We start from the raw sequence: 18,343 nt of genomic DNA, 5'->3' as shown, positions 1-18,343 counted from the left end.
GGTTTCGGTTAGCCTTGCCTTCGCCATTCTTCTCACGGACCGATCATGAAGATTATCCGCAGCAAAGCCTTCACCGCCGAACGCGCCTGGGGCGCGCTGGACATTGCCAACATGAACGGCATCACCACGCGTCTGCACTGGACTGATCAACCGTACAAGTGGCACGTCAACGATGGCGAAGAAGTGTTTGTCGTGCTCGATGGCCAAGTGACGATGCATTACCGCGAGCAAGGCGAAGAAAAACAGGTGCAGCTCGACGTCGGTGACATTTTCTACGCCAGCGTTGGCACCGAGCATGTCGCCCATCCGCAAGGCGTGGCGCGGATTTTGGTAATCGAAAGCGAAGGCAGCGTTTGACCGCTTATTGATAAACCAGATAACAGTTAGAGAAATTACCCGTTATATAGATATTCGATTCGGTTCTACCATGGGCTCAACCTCACCGGAGGAAGGAGTTCCTGATGATTTGCCCACACACCGCCAAACCCGGCCTCAAGCCGTTCAGCCAGCTTCAGCACCCGCGCGAAGTGATTCGTCAGTTCACCCCCAACTGGTTCGCCGCGACCATGGGCACCGGTGTGCTGGCGCTGGCGCTGGCGCAACTACCGTTTGCCGTCCCCGGCCTGCACGTCGTGGCTGAAGCGCTGTGGTTGTTCAACATCCTGTTGTTCACCCTGTTTACCGCTGCCTACGCCGCGCGCTGGATCCTGTTTTTCGATGAAGCCCGGCGCATCTTTGGTCATTCCACCGTGTCGATGTTCTTCGGCACGATTCCGATGGGGCTGGCAACGATCATCAATGGCTTTCTCGTTTTCGGCCTGCCGCGCTGGGGTGAGGGCGTAATTGATCTGGCCGAAGTGCTGTGGTGGCTGGACGTGGCAATGTCGCTCGCTTGCGGCGTATTGATTCCCTACATGATGTTTACCCGCCAGGAGCACAGCATCGACCAGATGACGGCGGTGTGGCTGTTGCCGGTGGTCGCTGCGGAAGTGGCCGCGGCCAGTGGTGGCCTGCTTGCGCCGCACCTCACCGATGCCCACGCGCAACTGGTGGTGCTGACCACAAGCTACGTGCTCTGGGCATTTTCCCTGCCCGTGGCGTTCAGCATTCTGACCATTCTGCTGCTGCGCATGGCCCTGCATAAATTGCCCCACGAAAACATGGCCGCGTCGAGCTGGCTGGCGCTCGGGCCGATCGGCACCGGTGCGCTGGGCATGCTGCTGCTGGGCGGCGATGCGCCGCTGATTTTCGCTGCCAACGGTTTGCCGGGCATCGGTGAAATCGCGGCGGGGCTCGGGCTGGTGGCCGGTATCACGCTGTGGGGCTTTGGCCTTTGGTGGATGTTGATGGCCCTGCTGATCACCGTGCGCTACCTGCGCGATGGCATCTCGTTCAACCTCGGCTGGTGGGGGTTTACCTTCCCGCTGGGCGTGTATTCGCTGGCCACTTTGAAACTGGCGAGCACCCTGAACCTGACGTTTTTCAGCGTCGTCGGCACGGCGCTGGTGATACTGCTGGCGCTGATGTGGCTGATCGTCGGCAAGCGCACCGTGCAAGGCGCCTGGCGTGGCGAGCTGTTTGTCTCGCCTTGTATCGCAGGTTTGAAGCAATAACCTGAAAAGTTTAGGTAAGGTGTGGCCTGGAACGCGCTTCGAGATTCCAATAAGCAGTATCCAGGCCTCGCTACCTTAAACATCAGGGAAACACGGAAGATGAGTCACCCCTCACAGTTCAACCTGCTGCGCACCCGGCGCTTCCTGCCGTTCTTCATTACGCAGTCGCTCGGTGCGTTCAACGACAACGTGTTCAAGCAGTCGTTGATTCTCGCGATTCTCTATCGGCTGACCATCGAGGGTGACCGCTCGATCTGGGTCAACCTGTGTGCGCTGTTGTTCATCCTGCCGTTCTTTCTGTTCTCGGCACTGGCCGGGCAGTTTGGCGAAAAGTTCGCCAAGGACGCGCTGATCCGTCTGATCAAACTCGCGGAAATCGCGATCATGGCCGTAGGATCAATCGGTTTTCTTTTCGATCATTTGTCGCTGATGCTGGTGGCGCTGTTCGCTATGGGCACTCATTCGGCGCTGTTCGGGCCGGTGAAGTATTCGATCCTGCCGCAGGCGCTGCGTGACGATGAACTGGTGGGTGGCAACGGTCTGGTGGAAATGGGCACTTTTCTGGCGATTCTCGCCGGGACGATTGGTGCCGGGATCATGATGTCCTCAGAGCACTACGCGCCGGTGGTGTCCGCCGCCATCGTCGGCATTGCCGTGCTGGGTTATCTGGCCAGCCGCAGTATTCCGCGCGCCGCTGCGTCCACCCCCGAAATGCGTTTGAACTGGAACATTTTCAGCCAGTCCTGGGCGACGTTGAAGCTCGGCTTGGGCCAGACGCCCGCCGTGTCGCGCTCGATTGTCGGCAACTCGTGGTTCTGGTTCGTCGGGGCGATTTACCTGACGCAGATTCCGGCCTATGCCAAGGAGTGGATGCACGGCGATGAGACCGTGGTCACCCTGATCCTCACTGTGTTTTCGGTGGGCATTGCGCTGGGTTCGATGCTTTGCGAGAAGCTGTCCGGGCGCAAAGTCGAGATCGGTCTGGTGCCGTTCGGTTCGTTCGGTCTGACGGTGTTCGGCCTGCTGCTGTGGTGGCATTCCGGCGGGATTCCCGACAGCGTCAACGGCCATAGCTGGACTGAGGTGCTGGGCTTCGTTCACACCTGGGCGGTGCTGATCGACATTCTTGGCCTCGGGATATTCGGCGGCTTTTATATCGTGCCGCTGTACGCGCTGATCCAGTCGCGCACCGCCGAGCACGAGCGCGCGCGGGTGATTGCCGCGAACAACATTCTCAACGCGCTGTTCATGGTGGTTTCGGCGATTGTTTCGATCGTTTTGTTGAGCGTGGCCAATCTGTCGATCCCGCAGTTGTTCCTTGTGGTGTCGCTGCTGAACATCGGCGTCAACGCCTACATCTTCAAGATCGTGCCTGAGTTCAGCATGCGTTTCATGATCTGGCTGCTCAGCCATTCCATGTACCGCGTCGAGCACCGCAACCTTGAAGCGATTCCCGATGAAGGCGCGGCGTTGCTGGTGTGCAACCACGTGTCGTTCGTCGATGCCTTGCTGATCGGGGGCGCAGTGCGCAGGCCGATTCGCTTTGTCATGTACTACAAGATCTACAACCTGCCGGTGCTGAACTTTATCTTCCGCACCGCTGGCGCGATTCCCATCGCCGGACGCCAGGAAGATATCCAGATTTACGAAAAGGCCTTCAGCCGTATTGCGCAATATCTGAAGGATGGCGAACTGGTGTGCATCTTCCCGGAAGGCAAATTGACTGCCGATGGCGAGATCAACGAGTTCCGCGGCGGGCTGACGCGGATTCTGGAAGAGACGCCAGTTCCGGTGATTCCGTTGGCGTTGCAGGGGTTGTGGGGAAGTTTTTTCAGTCGCGATCCGAACAAGGGCTTTTTGCGCCGGTTGTGGTCGCGGGTGACGCTGGTGGCGGGTGCGCCGGTAGGCGTTGAAGCGGCTGAGCCGGCGAATTTGCAGGTGTTGGTGGGGGCGTTGCGCGGGGCAGTCAGATAGTCGACGATTTTAAGGACCTCTTCGCGAGCAGGCTCGCTCCCACAGTTGATCGTATTCCTCTGACGGAACGCGATTGAATGTGGGAGCGAGCCTGCTCGCGAAAGCGGTAGTGGCCTAAGCGCTGATCTTAAGGCCAATCAACCCCGTGACGATCAATGCCACACTCGCCAGCCGAATCAATGCCATCGATTCGCCAAACAGAATGATCCCGGCGATCACCGTGCCGACGGCACCGACACCGGTCCAGATCGCATAAGCCGTACCCAACGGCAAATCCTTCACCGCCAGCCCCAGCAGGCCAAGGCTGACGGCCATGGCTGCAATGGTCAGTACGGTGGGCAGGGGGCGGGTGAAGCCGTCGGTGTATTTCAGGCCGACGGCCCAGCCAACCTCGAACAGGCCGGCGAAAAACAGAATGATCCAGGACATGCAAGACCTCCATCGATTGACGGGGTCGTCCCCAGATTGATGACTCGAGCGAGCCGCAGGGTCGTCCCCGCGTTGCGCCACAGTCTGCCGAGCATTAACCCGGGGATCAAGTTTGCGCCTCAGTCGGCCGCTTGTTGCGCCGCCGTCTCACGGTCTGCCTTTTCACTCATCCGGCGGAAATACGTTGATAGCAGTGCGCCGGAAATATTGTGCCAGACGCTGAACAATGCACTCGGCACTGCCGCCAGTGGCGAAAAGTGTGCACTGGCCAGCGCGGCGCCCAGCCCCGAATTCTGCATGCCGACTTCCAGCGCCAGCGACTTGCGCTGCGCCAGCGGCAATTTGAACAGGCGTCCGGTGAAGTAGCCGAGCAAATAACCAAAGCTGTTGTGCAGCATCACCACCGCCATGATCAGCAGGCCCGACTCGGCGATCTTCGCCTGACTGGCCGCCACCACCGCCGTGACGATGATGACGATGCTGACCACCGACACCAGCGGCAGCACGTCGACCGCATGCCGAACCTTGTCGCCCAGCATGCGCTGGGCCACCACGCCCAGAACGATCGGCAGCAGCACCACTTGCAGGATCGACCAGAACAGCTCCATGAACGACACCGGCAGCCACGCCGAAGCCAGCAGCCAGATCAGCGCCGGGGTCAGCAGCGGGGCGAGGAGGGTGGTGACGGCAGCGATGGCTACCGACAACGCCAGATCACCGCGCGCCAGCCAGGTCATCACGTTGGACGACGTGCCGCTCGGGCAGCAGCCGACCAAGATCACGCCGACGGCGATTTCCGGCGGCAGGTGAAACACCTGGCAGAGCAACCACGCCACACCGGGCATGATCACGAAATGCGCAACCACGCCCAACGCGACACGCCACGGATGGCGGGCAACGGCAGCGAAGTCGTCGAGTTTGAGGGTCAGGCCCATGCCGAACATCACCAGCCCCAGCAGCGGCACGATGGCGCTTTTCAGGCCGAGGAACCACGCCGGTTGCAGAAACGCGATCACGGCGAAAATCAGAACCCAGTAAGCGAAGGTATTGCCGACGAAGCGGCTGAGTGCAGCCAGTGCGCGCATGACCTGGTCCTTGTTATTCAATGAACACCACAAATCGAACTGTGGGAGCGAGCCTGCTCGCGAATGCGGTCAGCCAGACAATAATGTTGACTGACCCACCGCATTCGCGAGCAGGCTCGCTCCCACAGGTTACAAACTCACAAGGTTTTTAGATCCCCTGCGGAGTCTCTTCCCCGCCCAGCGCTTCCACCAGTGCCGGCAGGAAGTCGCCGAAGGTCAGCATCATCAGGGTGAAGCTGGCGTCCAGTTGGCCGAGAGCTTCGTCGCCGCCGTCCTGTTCCGCCTGATCCTGCAGCAAGTCCTCGAACTTCAAGCGCTTGACGGTCATTTTGTCGTCGAGCATGAACGACAATTTGTCCTGCCACGCCAGCGACAACTGGGTGACCACTTTGCCGGTGCTCAGGTGCAGCTGGATTTCTTCGCTGGTGAGGTCCTGACGCTTGCAGCGCACAATGCCGCCGTCTTCATGGGTGTCACGCAGTTCGCACTCGTCCAGTACATAGAAGTCGTCGGCGGCTTTTTGCGTGGTGACCCAATCGGTCATCACGGCGGTCGGTGCCATTTTCACCGTCAACGGACGCACGGGCAGGGTGCCGATCACCTCACGCAGGGTCGACAACAAGTCTTCGGCGCGTTTCGGGCTGGCCGAGTTGACCAGGATCAGCCCCTGTTTCGGCGCGACGGCAGCAAAGGTCGACGAGCGACGGATGAATGCGCGTGGCAGGAACGCCTGGATGATTTCATCCTTGATCTGGTCGCGTTCCTTTTTATAGACCTTGCGCATCTGCTCGGCTTCGATCTCTTCGACCTTTTCCTTGACCGCGTCGCGCACGACGCTGCCCGGCAGAATGCGTTCTTCCTTACGCGCAGCAATCAGCAGGAAGTCACCGCTGACATGCACCAGTGGCGCGTCTTCGCCTTTGCCGAACGGCGCGACGAAACCGTAGGTGGTCAACTCCTGGCTTGCACATGGACGCGCCAGTTTGGTGGCCAGTGCAGTTTCCAGCGCCTCGGCATCGACAGGCAGGTCTTGGGTCAGGCGATAGATAAGCAGGTTCTTGAACCACATGGGGTGAGTCTCTCCTTTATACAAAGGGGGGCATTATTGTCTTCGCCGTGGCATAGGCCAACCCTTCTCTAAGCCTTTGGAAGGCCTCGGAAAATTATTTAAAAAAGTGCTTGCCAGAGGTGGGGGCGCTCCGTAGAATGCGCGCCACACCGAAGCGAAGGGTGATTAGCTCAGCTGGGAGAGCGTCTGCCTTACAAGCAGAATGTCGGCGGTTCGATCCCGTCATCACCCACCATTCGTTTCAAGTGTTTAGCGCAGCGGTAGTTCAGTCGGTTAGAATACCGGCCTGTCACGCCGGGGGTCGCGGGTTCGAGTCCCGTCCGCTGCGCCATATTCGGTAACCTGGACCACTGAACGCCAGGTACCACGGAAGAGCCCGCTGAAGCGGGCTTTTTTCTGCCCCAAGGTTGTACCCGCGGGATGCATCGTTTCACCGGTTTTCGGATTTATTTGAAAAAAACTTCAATTAAATCAACACATTACGAAAACTTGTGGCATAATGCGCCCCGTAACGAAGCGAAGGGTGATTAGCTCAGCTGGGAGAGCGTCTGCCTTACAAGCAGAATGTCGGCGGTTCGATCCCGTCATCACCCACCATTCGTTTCAAGCGTTTCGCGCAGCGGTAGTTCAGTCGGTTAGAATACCGGCCTGTCACGCCGGGGGTCGCGGGTTCGAGTCCCGTCCGCTGCGCCATATTCGGCATCTGGAACACTGAACGCCAGATACCACGGAAAGCCCGCCTAGTGCGGGCTTTTTGCTGTCTGGCGTTTGGGTATTCTGCGCTGCGTGCGGTTCTTATTCGCCGTTGCGTTGATGACGATAGTCGCTGATGGCCTCGTACACCGCTTTGCGCAGGCGATTGATGCCACCAATCGGGCGATGCGCTTCGATGCCGAACCACGGGTTGAATGACAGGTTGTCGCATTGCAGATTCAGCGCCGGGATGTCGAAATCCTGCGGTGGCAAAGTGATCCGCGCGACGGTTTCAAAAGGCGAATCCTCTTCGCGCCATTCAATGCTGGTGTCCTCGATCGGCATGAATTTGTTGGCATCCTGACGCTGAATCTGCAGAACGAAGCAGGCCGGCACGCGGTCGGTCGACAATTGTTGAATCAAAGCACTGCGCAGAAAGTTCGGCAGATCATGGTTTTGCTTCGGCAATGTATAGGCCGGGCAATTGTCCGGGTCCGGTGCAACGCGAAACTTCGCGTTGGCCTCGCCAAATTTATACGGCGATACCGAAAAGTACGTCGTTTCGGTCGGACTGTCCGGTGGCGGTGCGAGGGTTGCCAGCGCGATAAACAAATGGCGAACCTGCCAGGTGCGTGGATCCCAGGCAGGGAAGAACGCCATGACCTTTTTACCATCGGCCTGCGCCGCCACATTCTGCCGGTACTCGGCGACATCACTGACAAAGAAGTTCGGGTGACTGAACATGACGAAATCCTGTTCAGCCAGAGCCTGGCGCGTGCCGAGCAGCTGTTTACCCGGCACATCGAGCAGTTTGATCGCCATGCCGCGAGCGTCGCGGATGCTGTCGAACTGCGGATAGGCATTGCCGTTCGATAGCCGGATCAGCGCCTGCCAGGTTTTTCCCGGCTCACTGAACACGCCTTGACGCAGGGACTGCTCGAGATCCGGCAAAACCTGCACCTGCGCTTTGACACAGCCGTGGGCCTTGGCGTGCGCATCGCGCAGGTAGCGCGTCGGTTCGCGATGCTGATCGACGATACGCACGGCGGTCTGGATCACGCTTTGCGTCAGTGCCGCTTCGCCGGGCGGAATCTGCTCGAGTGCCGACACCGGGCCGCGGTGCTGCCACGCGAACCAGGCGCTGGCAATGGCCCAGCCGAGCAGGCCGACGGCGAGCACGATCAGTAACAGCTTGCCGAGCCATCGGCCGATGCGCAGCCAGATCCGCGCCAGCAGTGGCAGTTCTTTCTTGAAGGTCGAGATCATGGCAATTGCGCCTCCAGCGGGCCGCCGAGCACTTTCAGGTATTCCAGCAAGGCCCAGCGCTCTTGCGGCTGCAACAACCGGCCAATCACGCCGTTGCCGCGTTCGCCGGCACGAAATTCATGACCGCTGTTGTGGTTGCCGCTGATGCGCGTATCGAACAGGAAGCCATTGGTAAAGGCTTCGGTGCGGTAACCCAGATGTCGCGGATCGTATTCGAAACTGCCTTTATAGAAGGTGGTGGCGCGCTCATCCTGCGGCGACAGCAACTGATAAATACTCGGCACCGAACCGTTGTGCAGAAACGGCGCTGTAGCCCAGACCCCGGCCAGTGGCCGCGCCTTGTAGGCGACTTTTTCTCGGACGCCGATCGGCAGGCCGAAACCGTCCAGTTGCGGTTTCTCCTGCGGCGTGACGTTGGCTTCACGATAGGCGCGGTCCTCGACAAAAGCGGTGACGTACGCCAGGCCCTTGGCCACGGACAACTGGCTGAGGTCCAGCGGTTCCTTGGGCGTCGGGTGCAGTTTGACGTCCATCGTTTGCAGCTCTTTCAGGTCCCATTGCAGCGCGCTCAGGTCGAAACGGTGGCTGGCAATGTTGTTGGCGGCGTTCGGATCGGTACCGATCACAGCGACCGGCAGCATGTGCAGACTTTGCACCCAGCGCTCGCCTTCCAGCTTCTGCGGCGGCACATGGCAACCGGCGCAATTCTCGGTAAACAGTGCGCGGCCCTTCGCGGCCAGCGGCTTGTCGATGGCACCGAACAGCGTCTCAGGCCAGGCAGGCGGGCGGAGTCTTTGCAAGCTTTCTTCGATGGTGTGCAGATCACGCACCCTTACGCTGGATGCGTAGCGCGCATCGCCTTGCAGCGGTTGGCCGTTGCTGTCAAAAAAATTCAGCGTGGCGCCGACACCCAGCGCTTCGCCGATATTGCGCGCCATCGGCTGTTGCGCCGAGCCGTTCCACTGCACCCAATCGAACGTCCACATGTTCCACAGTTGCGGGTAATCCACCGGCGCATCGGCCACTCGGTAATTGCTCGCGGAAATCGCATCGCCGAATGTGGCGTTGGCGATCCGCCCGAACGCATCGGCGCGTCCGGGGCCTTCTTCAGTCGGATAGAGGCCGCGATGAGTATCGTTCCAGGCCACTTTAATAAAGGTGTCCAGCGAGGATTTGAAGTCTCTGCGCAACTGTTGGTGACCCGCATCGTAGGCGTCGCCCAATACGTTCCTGGCGAAACGTTCGAATTTCCATGGGTTGTAGTAAGTCGAGGTCAGACTGGCCACCAATGCCTGTCCAAAACTGCCTCCGCGCAGCGTAGGAACGCTGGAAGGCAGCACGTGTTGTGCCGTGCCGCCGTCAATTCGCAGCGCCTGGCCTTTGAAACGCAATTCGCCGGTGTGGCAGGCGGCGCAGGTGATGTCCAGATAATGTTCGCCACTGCCAGGGTTCTGATGCCGAGCGAAGCCGACGGGCAGGTTGCCGGGGTTGTTCGGCGAGGCTTTCTGCTGCGGATCGATCAGGAAGCCGAAGCGTGCGAGGTACTCGGGCGAGGCGAAACGCTGCTGCGAAAAGGGCAGTTCGAGTGCCTGGAACCATTCGTAGCGCAGGCCTTTGACCTGCGTGCCTTGTGGCGTGAAGTAATAGGTTTGCCGGTCCTGCTCGCTCCACTGGTCAAGGTAATGCACCTGCTCGGCGGGCGTGTAAAAGGGCAATTTCGGATTGGCGACGTAATACAGCACCACGGCCAGAACGAGGCCCAGCAGTACGACGATCAGGGTCAGTACACGGAATAAGAGGCGCAAGATAAACGTCCTTGTCGAATTGTTGCGCTGTTATGCCTGAGCGAGGCCCTGTGCGGCAAGTGGCCATTACGCCAGATATGGCGAGAAGGGCTGACTGCGATTGTCGGAAGAAGATGACAGAAGCTTCATCGTTGCTTGCGGCCAATGCGTTTGAGTCCCTGAACTTATCGCAAGTTTGCTGCTCTCATGCCGGTAGCCATTGGTCGTGGCGGCCTGATAAGCTCGCGGCTTTACTCGATTGCCCATTCGGCGCATGAACAAGGAAATAGCATGAAACAGCATCGGTTGGCGGCGGCGGTAGCCCTGGTTAGCCTGGTACTCGCGGGTTGTGACTCGCAGACCAGCGTAGAGCTGAAAACCCCGGCGCAGAAAGCTTCCTACGGCATCGGCCTGAACATGGGCAAAAGCCTGGCTCAGGAAGGCATGGATGACCTGGACTCCAAAGCGGTAGCCCAGGGCATCGAAGATGCCGTCGGCAAGAAAGAACAGAAGCTGAAAGATGAAGAACTGGTCGAAGCCTTCGCCGCACTGCAAAAGCGTGCCGAAGAGCGGATGGCCAAGATGAGCGAAGAGTCGGCAGCCGCCGGCAAGAAGTTCCTCGAAGAAAACGGCAAGAAGGCCGGCGTGACCACTACCGCTTCGGGTCTGCAGTACGAAGTCGTCAAGAAAGCCGACGGCCCACAGCCCAAGCCGACTGACGTAGTGACCGTTCACTACACCGGCAAGCTGACCAACGGCACCGTGTTCGACAGCTCCGTCGAGCGCGGCAGCCCGATCGATCTGCCGGTAAGCGGCGTGATCCCGGGTTGGGTTGAAGGTCTGCAACTGATGCACGTTGGCGAGAAGTACAAACTGTACATCCCTAGCGATCTGGCTTACGGCGCACAGTCGCCAAGCCCGGCAATCCCGGCCAACTCGGTTCTGGTCTTCGACCTTGAACTGCTGGCCATCAAGGATCCAGCCAAAGAAGCTGCCGCTGCCAAGTAATTGGTAAACGCATCGACAACAACGCCTCGCTAATGCGGGGCGTTGTTGCATCTGGACCCCGGCAAGGGTAAACAGAACGAACCGATGCCGCTTGGCACAGTCATAGCCATTGAGGCTGCCCGCGCTAGCCGCCCTGAGCAGCCAAGTCAATGAAATATTGGGGTTTTTTATGTGAGTAAAAAACGCCCGATCTGAGCGCAGCCCTTATGAAACGGGGCTTTCAGCGCTGAAATGCAGCTCTGTTCACAAGGTTATCCACAATTTGTGTGGATAACATTTCAGTGGGAGGAATAGATGAAAGCTCCGTGGAATTTCGTTCGATTCCTGCCCTTGGCCGGGCGTCTGCTGGCCCGAGGTCGTTTGCCGACATTGCTGTTCGCGGTGGCCAGCAAGGGGGCCGCGCAAGGCAATCGTCTGGGTAAGCTCAAGGATGATCTGCGCCTGCTTCAGTCCTTGTGTCTGGCCTACTGGCGTGGCGAGTACCGGGCCATCAGCGGCAAAGCGCTGATTTCGGTAGTGGCGGGTTTGATGTACTTCCTCAGCCCGGTGGATGCGGTGCCGGATTTCATTCCCATGTTCGGCATGCTCGACGACGTCGCCGTGCTCGCTTGGCTGATGAAAACCCTCAGCGATGAGCTCGACGCCTTTCGCCAGTGGCGCAACCGTCAGCATCCGGAAAAACTGGCGGTGGTCGAACGCCTGCCGGACACCCCCGAACAACTGCAACTTCAGGGACCCAAAAAGCCCTGAATGTGTAAACCTGCCTGCAGATAGATACCCCCCGCGACCTTGGCCGCTGTTAGGATTACACTTCTAGGGAAAAGTGCCGACTCGCTAAGTGTTGTTGTCCTACGGGGTAGTCATGGATATTCAGATCATTGCACGCGATGGCGAACCCGAATACGCGGTTCTGCCGTGGGCTCAATATCAGGCTCTACTAAAAGCAGCAGGTATCGACGAAACACCAAAACGCGCGGCAGCCACGCCGCTCGCGGCCACAGCAGACCCGATTCTTCCGGGTCTGGATCAACTACGCAGTTTGCGCGAAGGGAAGGGCATCGCCATCGAGGCGCTGGCCCGCACGGTAGGCATCAGCCCGTCTTATCTGGCCATGATCGAAAGTGGCGAGCGTCAGCCCGACGCCGCGATTCGCCGCAGCCTGGCCTGGGAACTGACGGTGCCAGGGTGGAGGGAGGAATCGTGAGCGTACGCATCAGCCGTCAACATTGGGATGGATTGCTGGGGGAGCTGGATCAAGCGCGACGTCAGCGCCATCTGCTGACCTATCGGGCCTTGCTGGAGCGGTTGCAACTGCCGACCCCGGCCATGCAGACCCTGACCGCCGCGCTTGAACATCTGGCGGCGCTGGACGCCAGGGCCGAACAGCCGCTGCGCAGTTCACTGGTGATCAGCCAGGGCGCAAGCCGTTTGCCCCGCACCGGTTTTTTTGAATGCGTTGAACGTCTCGGACGTTTTTCCGGGCCGTCCGATGGCGTCGCTGCGGCCTCCTGGCATGCCTCGGAAGTGGTGCGTGTCTTTGAATACGAGTACCCCGAATCGGCGGAGGCCTGAGTGTTCTTGCGCCTCAAGGCGCGGGCCGGCTACTGGCTGGCCCGCCGGCTGTTTCATTGGTCGTGGCTGGTGCGCCAGCCGCGTGGCTGGCACTGGCTGGAAGGCCAGTTTGCGCGCATGGCCAACCTTGGCGATGTCGGTGCGCAAAGCTTCTACGGGCACATCCTGACCTTTCGCGGCGTCGGCCTCGGTGCGCGCGAAGAGGGCGTGCGCTTGTTGCGTCTGGCAGCGCTCGGTGGTGACGGCAAAGCGGCTTATCAGCTCGGCGTGATCAGCCTCGCCGGCACACCGAGCAAGGCGCCGGACGCCGTCGAAGCTGCGCGCTGGTGGGGCATCGCGGCCAAGGCTGGGCACCCTTTGGCCGAGCTAAAATTGCAAGAACTGAGCCGCGGCGATTCAACGCAGTAAATCCGTTTCTGTCAGTTCTATAAACGTGGCGTGAGGTTTTCCTCACGCCACGTTTGCGTTTTTGCGTATCTGTTTATCAGGTAGCGATTTATTACAGACAAGTCCTACAGGCAGCGCCTACTTGCCTGACTTCTTTCCCGATTGATCCCCCGCACAGTTCCCGCGCCTAACTTTTTGCGCGAGGGAACGCTCATGTTTGACCCGCTGAACCCTTCCACTTCGCACCTGCGCGTGCGCTGATGGACGCCATCAACCGCATCGAGCAAGCACTCGACAGCTTTCCCGGCACCCTCAGTCTCTATCGCCAGCAACTCGAGCATTGGCTCAGCCGTACAGCCGACTCGGTCAGCCATGCGGCGGATCTGCCATCGCTGATGGGCATGGAGCGAATCATTCGCTTCGGCGAACACAGCACCACCGTCAGCAGTGCCGACGACCAGTTTTTCTCAGGGGTCGTGCAGTGTCCGCAGGGCGGGGTGATGCAGATCGAGAGCAAGTTCGAGTCGGTCTACGACATTGCGCTCGGCAACATTCAAGTCGATGTGATTGCCATGGACGGTGGCGAAACGACGCCGGTGACTCTTGACGCACAAGGCAAGGGCTCGTTTGAAGGCACGCCGGGCAAGTTCTACCGGGTGCAGGTGCACAGCGAAGTCACGCCAGGCCAGCTCGACGATCTTTTCAAAGCCTACGATGGGCTGACCCGCGAACTGGACGGCTGGCTGCGCAGCGAATGGCAAGGCTTCAAGCCGCAATGGTCGCAGTCGGTGGCGACGGCAGCCGGCAACGGCATGCTGGCCGGCAGTTGGGCGGCGATCGAGGGCGTCTGGGACAGCATCGGCCTGCTCTCGGACATCTTGCGAGACCCCGGCGCGTTTGTTGAACGACTGGGCAGCGGCGCAACCGAGTTGATGGAACTGGCCACGACGGCGCCTGAGCTGATGGAAAAGCTGCAGTTGCTGGCCAGTGACGAAGCGGCGCTGTGTCTGCTGCTGCGTACGGCCAGCCTTTGGCTGGAGATGTTGCCGCCCAGTGAGATCGCCGGCAAGACCGCCGAAGCCGCATCAATGATGATGGTTCAGTTGCTCATCGATGTGCTGATCGGCGTGGTCCTGACGTTCGCCAGTGGCGGCGCGGGCATTGCCTATCTGAGCCTGCGTCTGGCCGACCGCGCCGTGCAATTGCTCGCGGCGGTGAAGCGTCTGGTCCAGGCCATCTTTGGCATCGTCAGCACGTTCATTGAATACGTCGACCGCTATAAAAGCGTCGCCGCTCGCGGTATCGCTGCCGGGGTGAAAAAAGGCCGGATGCAACTGCGCTGGGATGCCAGGCGCAACACCACGCTGAAGAAAGACGAACCGCACGACGACTCCCCCGACCAGGCCAAAAACCCCAACGGCGACAGCGCCGATTGCGTGCCGCACACCTGCACCAATGGTTGCCCGGTGTCGATGGTCACCGGCGAAGAGCTACTGACGCTGACCGATGCGGTGCTCGATGGTGTGCTGCCGTTCGAGTTCAGCCGTTTGTATCGCAGCAGTGCGGCTGAAATCGATGTGGGGATGGGTTTTGGCTGGAGCCATTCGCTGGCGCATCGGCTGGAGTTTGAGGGCGACTTTGTTGTCTGGGTCGACCATGAAAACCGGCGTACGCGGTTTCCCTTGCCCAGCGCGACGCGGCCGGCGATTCACAACAGTTTGTCGCGGGCGGCGGTTTTTCTGGGGGATGAACCGGAAGAGCTGATTCTCGCGCTGGCCGGCGAGGCGGCGCGGTTTTATCACTTTCGCGCCGGGCGGCTGACGGTTGTCAGTGATGCGTATGGCAATCGGCTTTCGGTGCAGCGTGATCGGGCTGATCGGGTGCAGCGACTGGATAACGGCGCCGGTCGGGCTTTGTCGCTGCGTTATGACCGCGCACAACTGGTTGGCGTGGATTATCAGGTGTTTCGTGAGGGCGCCTGGTACACCGAACAGACGCTGGTCAGCTACCGCTACGACGCCTATCAAAATCTGATCGAAGCCACCAACGCGGTCGGCGACAGCGAGCGTTACGACTACGACGACGCTCACGTCATCCTGCAACGACAACTGGCCGGCGGCGCCAGTTTCTTCTGGGAATGGGAGCGCTCCGGCAAGGCGGCGCGTTGCGTCAGGCACTGGGCCTCGTTCTCGCAGATGAACACCCGTTACGTCTGGGCCGACGATGGCAGCGTCGCGGTGCAGTACGTCGACGGCACCGAAGAAACCTACGTCCACGACGACCGCGCGCGGCTGGTGCGCAAGGTCGAGGCGGACGGCGGCGAACACCTCAAGGCCTATGACGCTGCCGGTCGATTGGTGGCCGAACAAGATCCGTTGGGTGCCGTCACCGAATACCGCTACGACGAAGTCGGACGGCTGATCGCGCTGATTCCGCCGGACGAAGCGCCAACGTCCTACGAATACCGCAATGGTTTCCTCTACCGGCGTTCGCGCGGCGATGCGGTGTGGACCTACCGGCGCAACGCCGAGGGCGATGTCACCGAAGCGGTCGATCCTGACGGCCAGGTCACCCATTACTACTACAACGTGCGCGGGCAACTGCTGTCGATCCGCTACCCGGACAGCAGCCGCCATAAGCTGGTGTGGAATCCGCTCGGCCAGTTGACCGAAGAAACCCTGCCCGACGGCGGCGTGCGGCGTTTTTCCTACGACGCGTTGGGGCGAAGGACCACGACCGCCGACGAACACGGCGCCGTCACTCGCCAGCAGTGGGATGCCGTTGGCCGACTGATCCAGACGACTTTTCCTACCGGCAACACCCGCGCCTACAGCTACGGCGCCTACGGCCAGGTCACCGCCGAGCGCGACGAACTCGGACGCATCACCCGCTACGAGTACGACGATGAATTGCACCTGGTCTCGCGGCGGATCAATCCCGACGGCACGCAAGTGCAGTACCGCTACGACCATGCGCAACTGCTGCTCACCGAGATTGAAAACGAGTCTGGGGAAAAATACCGGCTGGACTACACGCCAAGCGGATTGATCCGACAGGAAACCGGGTTTGATGGGCGGCGCACCGCGTATGCCTATGACCTGAACGGGCATCTGCTGGACAAGACCGAGTTTGGTGATGACGGCTCGCAGTTGGTCACCGCCTACAAGCGCGATGCTGCCGGACGCTTGCTGGTCAAGACCCTTCCCGATGGTGTGAAGGTCGAATATTCCTACGACCGACTCGGCCGTCTGATCGCCGTCGATGACGGCCACAACCACCCGCTGGCCTTCGAATATGACCGCCAGGATCGGCTGATCACCGAGCATCAGGGCTGGGGCACCCTGCGCTACGCCTACGACGCCTGCGGTCAGCTCAAACGTCTGCGCCTGCCGGACAACAGCAAGCTCGATTACCACTACGCCAAGGGCGGCGCGCTGACCGCGATCGACCTTAACGGCACGCCGCTGACCCGGCACGTCTACCAGTTCGGTCGCGAAGTGCAGCGCCAGCAAGGCCTGCTGCTCAGCGAATATGCCTACGACGAACAGGGAAGATTGCTCGCCCACGCCGTAGGCCATCAGCGCGATTCGGTCTACCGCCGCGATTATGCCTACAGCGCCAACGGCAACCTTGCCCACATCGCCGACAGCCGCCACGGCCAGCGCACCTACGGCTACGACGCGCTTGATCGACTGATCCGCGTCCGCCATTCGCGCGACGAACTGCCGGAATCCTTCGCCCACGACCCGGCCGGCAACCTGCTGATGCAGGACCGCCCCGGTCCGAGCCGGATTCAGGGCAATCGCCTGTTGATGCAGGGCGACCGCCATTATGACTACGACGCCTTCGGCAACCTGATCCGCGAGCGCCGTGGCAAAGCACAAACACTCGTCACCGAATACCGCTACGACAGCCAGCACCGCCTGATCAGCCTGACCCGCCCCGACGGCCAGACCGCCACTTACCAATACGACGCCTTCGGCCGGCGCATCCGCAAAACCGTCGATGGCCAGATCACCGAGTTCTTCTGGCAAGGCGACCAACTCGTCGCCGAAAGCAGTCAGAACGAATACCGCAGCTACGTCTACGAACCGGGCACTTTCCGCCCACTCGCACTGCTCGACGGCAAAGGCCCGAAAAAAGCCTGCCCGTTCTACTACCAGCTCGACCACCTCGGCACCCCGCAGGAACTCACCGACTACGGCGGCGACATCGTCTGGTCCGCGCAATACGACGCCTACGGCAAAACCGCCGCGCTGACCCTGGCCGGTGACGATTACCTGAACCAGCCGCTGCGTTTTCAGGGGCAGTATTTCGATGTTGAAAGCGGTTTGCATTACAACCGGCACCGGTATTACGACCCGAGGCTGGGGCGGTATCTGACGCCCGATCCGGTGAAGCTGGCGGGTGGGTTGAATCAGTACCAGTACGTGCCGAATCCGACGGGGTGGGTGGATCCGTTGGGGTTGAGTTGCAATTGCCCGCCGTCAGCGCCACGACGTTCGATGCGGTACGAGGCTGGCCGCGTAGTAGTCGAAGAGGGAGCTCCCCCGCTGCCAAAGATGACGACGCAGGAGCGACGGGCGAGACTTGATGAGGTTGCTGAGGAGAATGCAAAACGTCGGGTACATGAATATGAAGAACTTTATGATATGCACACTGTAAAAAAACATAGCTCGGAAATCCACGATCGAGCCCTTAAGCAGCGTGGGATTAATGGAGCGGATCCTCATACCGGGGAGGTGCCGAAAGGTGCCAAAGGTAATCTAAGCTCACAGTTCCATAGTTGGCGTATGCATTTGGGAGCCTTAAATAAAGCGATGACAAAGGATAAAAACGGAATGATTAAGCATACGGGAAAAGATCATAATAAAAATCCAATAGTTAGGTTGGAACTGCCTGGGGCCGGACGCGGATACAAACCCAATAAAAAAGATGCAGAAAAACCGGGGCTTAACGAAACTATGAATTGGTTTGAGGTTAAATTCGACAAAGTAAATACACAGGAGCCCTTCACAGGCTTCCCTGCGGAGGGGAAATGATGCTGACGGACCCATTTTTAAATGAGCTTTTTGTACCTGACTTGATGTGGTTCGTAGGTGTATTTGATGTTTATGATAGAGAAGAGTCCAAAGGTGTAGAACTCGGGAGTTATAATCCGAATGATGAAATTGATAGAAGTGTGCTAATAGCTAAATATTGCCTAAATCAACCTTATTTCTCACATAGGCATAAACTGGCTCTCATTGAAAATCTAGAGGCTGCGCTTGAAGATCCGAACTTCGACTTTCAAGGCGTATTCGAAATAGATGAATGTGAGGCAAATAGCTGGCCGCGTGAGGAATGGTATTTATTAGAAAGTCCGCGCGGTTTTTTTTACGATGTCTATCAACTAGCGAAAGAAATTTGGAAAGAGGATCTGTTGACGGCAGCTAGTGAGGATAGGTCGGCTTGGTGAACTAA

At 59.4% G+C, this 18,343-nt stretch carries 15 protein-coding genes and 4 tRNA genes; 14 read left to right on the top strand and 5 right to left on the bottom strand.

Annotated elements, in window-relative coordinates; translation table 11 throughout:
• The first annotated feature begins 45 nt into the window (after positions 1-45).
• The 3 genes from ACGSLL_RS21085 (at position 46) to ACGSLL_RS21075 (ending at position 3,587) form a co-directional block, all read left to right on the top strand.
• Positions 46-357 (top strand): cupin domain-containing protein, encoded by a 312-nt coding sequence (locus ACGSLL_RS21085; protein WP_394507800.1) that lies wholly within the window; start codon positions 46-48, stop codon positions 355-357.
• A gap of 104 nt (positions 358-461) precedes the next feature.
• Entirely contained in the window at positions 462-1,613 is a 1,152-nt protein-coding gene (locus ACGSLL_RS21080) for a TDT family transporter (RefSeq protein WP_394507799.1), read from the top strand.
• A 99-nt stretch (positions 1,614-1,712) separates the two neighbouring features.
• A complete protein-coding gene (locus ACGSLL_RS21075; protein WP_394507798.1) occupies positions 1,713-3,587 on the top strand; it encodes an MFS transporter in 1,875 nt (624 codons plus the stop codon).
• A 114-nt stretch (positions 3,588-3,701) separates the two neighbouring features.
• Here the strand turns inward: ACGSLL_RS21075 and sugE are convergent, their stop codons facing one another.
• From sugE to rdgC, 3 genes are all read right to left on the bottom strand, one after another.
• Positions 3,702-4,016 (bottom strand): quaternary ammonium compound efflux SMR transporter SugE, encoded by a 315-nt coding sequence (gene sugE, locus ACGSLL_RS21070; protein ID WP_394507797.1) that lies wholly within the window; start codon positions 4,014-4,016, stop codon positions 3,702-3,704.
• 119 nt (positions 4,017-4,135) lie between these two features.
• Complete coding sequence (locus tag ACGSLL_RS21065; protein WP_394507796.1) at positions 4,136-5,101, bottom strand: bile acid:sodium symporter family protein; 966 nt, start codon at positions 5,099-5,101, stop codon at positions 4,136-4,138.
• 148 nt (positions 5,102-5,249) lie between these two features.
• Positions 5,250-6,170, bottom strand: coding sequence for a recombination-associated protein RdgC (rdgC, locus tag ACGSLL_RS21060; RefSeq protein WP_090282462.1), 921 nt, complete (start codon positions 6,168-6,170; stop codon positions 5,250-5,252).
• A gap of 159 nt (positions 6,171-6,329) precedes the next feature.
• On the opposite strand from rdgC, the gene ACGSLL_RS21055 reads away from it, so the two are divergent.
• The 4 genes from ACGSLL_RS21055 (at position 6,330) to ACGSLL_RS21040 (ending at position 6,863) form a co-directional block, all read left to right on the top strand.
• A tRNA-Val gene (locus tag ACGSLL_RS21055) sits at positions 6,330-6,405 on the top strand.
• Positions 6,406-6,424: 19 nt separating this feature from the next.
• Positions 6,425-6,501 (top strand) — tRNA-Asp (locus tag ACGSLL_RS21050).
• A 190-nt stretch (positions 6,502-6,691) separates the two neighbouring features.
• Positions 6,692-6,767: transfer RNA gene (locus tag ACGSLL_RS21045), tRNA-Val, on the top strand.
• Positions 6,768-6,786: 19 nt separating this feature from the next.
• Positions 6,787-6,863 (top strand) — tRNA-Asp (locus tag ACGSLL_RS21040).
• Positions 6,864-6,965: 102 nt separating this feature from the next.
• Here the strand turns inward: ACGSLL_RS21040 and ACGSLL_RS21035 are convergent.
• Positions 6,966-8,099, bottom strand: coding sequence for a catalase family protein (locus ACGSLL_RS21035; RefSeq protein WP_394507863.1), 1,134 nt, complete (start codon positions 8,097-8,099; stop codon positions 6,966-6,968).
• A gap of 26 nt (positions 8,100-8,125) precedes the next feature.
• Positions 8,126-9,934 carry a di-heme-cytochrome C peroxidase gene (locus tag ACGSLL_RS21030; protein WP_394507795.1) on the bottom strand — a complete coding sequence of 603 codons (1,809 nt, stop codon included), beginning with the start codon at positions 9,932-9,934 and terminating at the stop codon, positions 8,126-8,128.
• Positions 9,935-10,204: 270 nt separating this feature from the next.
• Between ACGSLL_RS21030 and ACGSLL_RS21025 the strand changes: the two genes are divergently transcribed.
• The 7 genes from ACGSLL_RS21025 (at position 10,205) to ACGSLL_RS20995 (ending at position 18,338) form a co-directional block, all read left to right on the top strand.
• Positions 10,205-10,921, top strand: coding sequence for an FKBP-type peptidyl-prolyl cis-trans isomerase (locus ACGSLL_RS21025; RefSeq protein WP_007919751.1), 717 nt, complete (start codon positions 10,205-10,207; stop codon positions 10,919-10,921).
• Between the two features lie 294 nt (positions 10,922-11,215).
• A complete protein-coding gene (locus ACGSLL_RS21020) occupies positions 11,216-11,671 on the top strand; it encodes a YkvA family protein (protein WP_394507794.1) in 456 nt (151 codons plus the stop codon).
• A 112-nt stretch (positions 11,672-11,783) separates the two neighbouring features.
• Positions 11,784-12,125 carry a helix-turn-helix domain-containing protein gene (locus ACGSLL_RS21015; RefSeq protein ID WP_394507793.1) on the top strand — a complete coding sequence of 114 codons (342 nt, stop codon included), beginning with the start codon at positions 11,784-11,786 and terminating at the stop codon, positions 12,123-12,125.
• Positions 12,122-12,493, top strand: coding sequence for a hypothetical protein (locus ACGSLL_RS21010; protein WP_007898892.1), 372 nt, complete (start codon positions 12,122-12,124; stop codon positions 12,491-12,493). The genes ACGSLL_RS21015 and ACGSLL_RS21010 overlap by 4 nt, the downstream gene beginning before the upstream one ends.
• Positions 12,494-12,901, top strand: a complete 408-nt coding sequence (locus tag ACGSLL_RS21005) for an SEL1-like repeat protein (RefSeq protein WP_394507792.1) — start codon at positions 12,494-12,496, stop codon at positions 12,899-12,901.
• A gap of 239 nt (positions 12,902-13,140) precedes the next feature.
• Positions 13,141-17,922, top strand: coding sequence for an RHS repeat-associated core domain-containing protein (locus ACGSLL_RS21000; RefSeq protein WP_394507791.1), 4,782 nt, complete (start codon positions 13,141-13,143; stop codon positions 17,920-17,922).
• Positions 17,919-18,338 carry a hypothetical protein gene (locus ACGSLL_RS20995; RefSeq protein ID WP_394507790.1) on the top strand — a complete coding sequence of 140 codons (420 nt, stop codon included), beginning with the start codon at positions 17,919-17,921 and terminating at the stop codon, positions 18,336-18,338. The genes ACGSLL_RS21000 and ACGSLL_RS20995 overlap by 4 nt, the downstream gene beginning before the upstream one ends.
• Positions 18,339-18,343: the final 5 nt, after the last annotated feature.

Source organism: Pseudomonas retamae (genome assembly GCF_043496865.1).
Taxonomy (GTDB): Bacteria; Pseudomonadota; Gammaproteobacteria; order Pseudomonadales; family Pseudomonadaceae; genus Aquipseudomonas; species Aquipseudomonas retamae.
The sequence above is the reverse complement of the archived record's forward strand: the minus strand, read 5'-3'. Positions and strand labels throughout refer to the sequence as shown.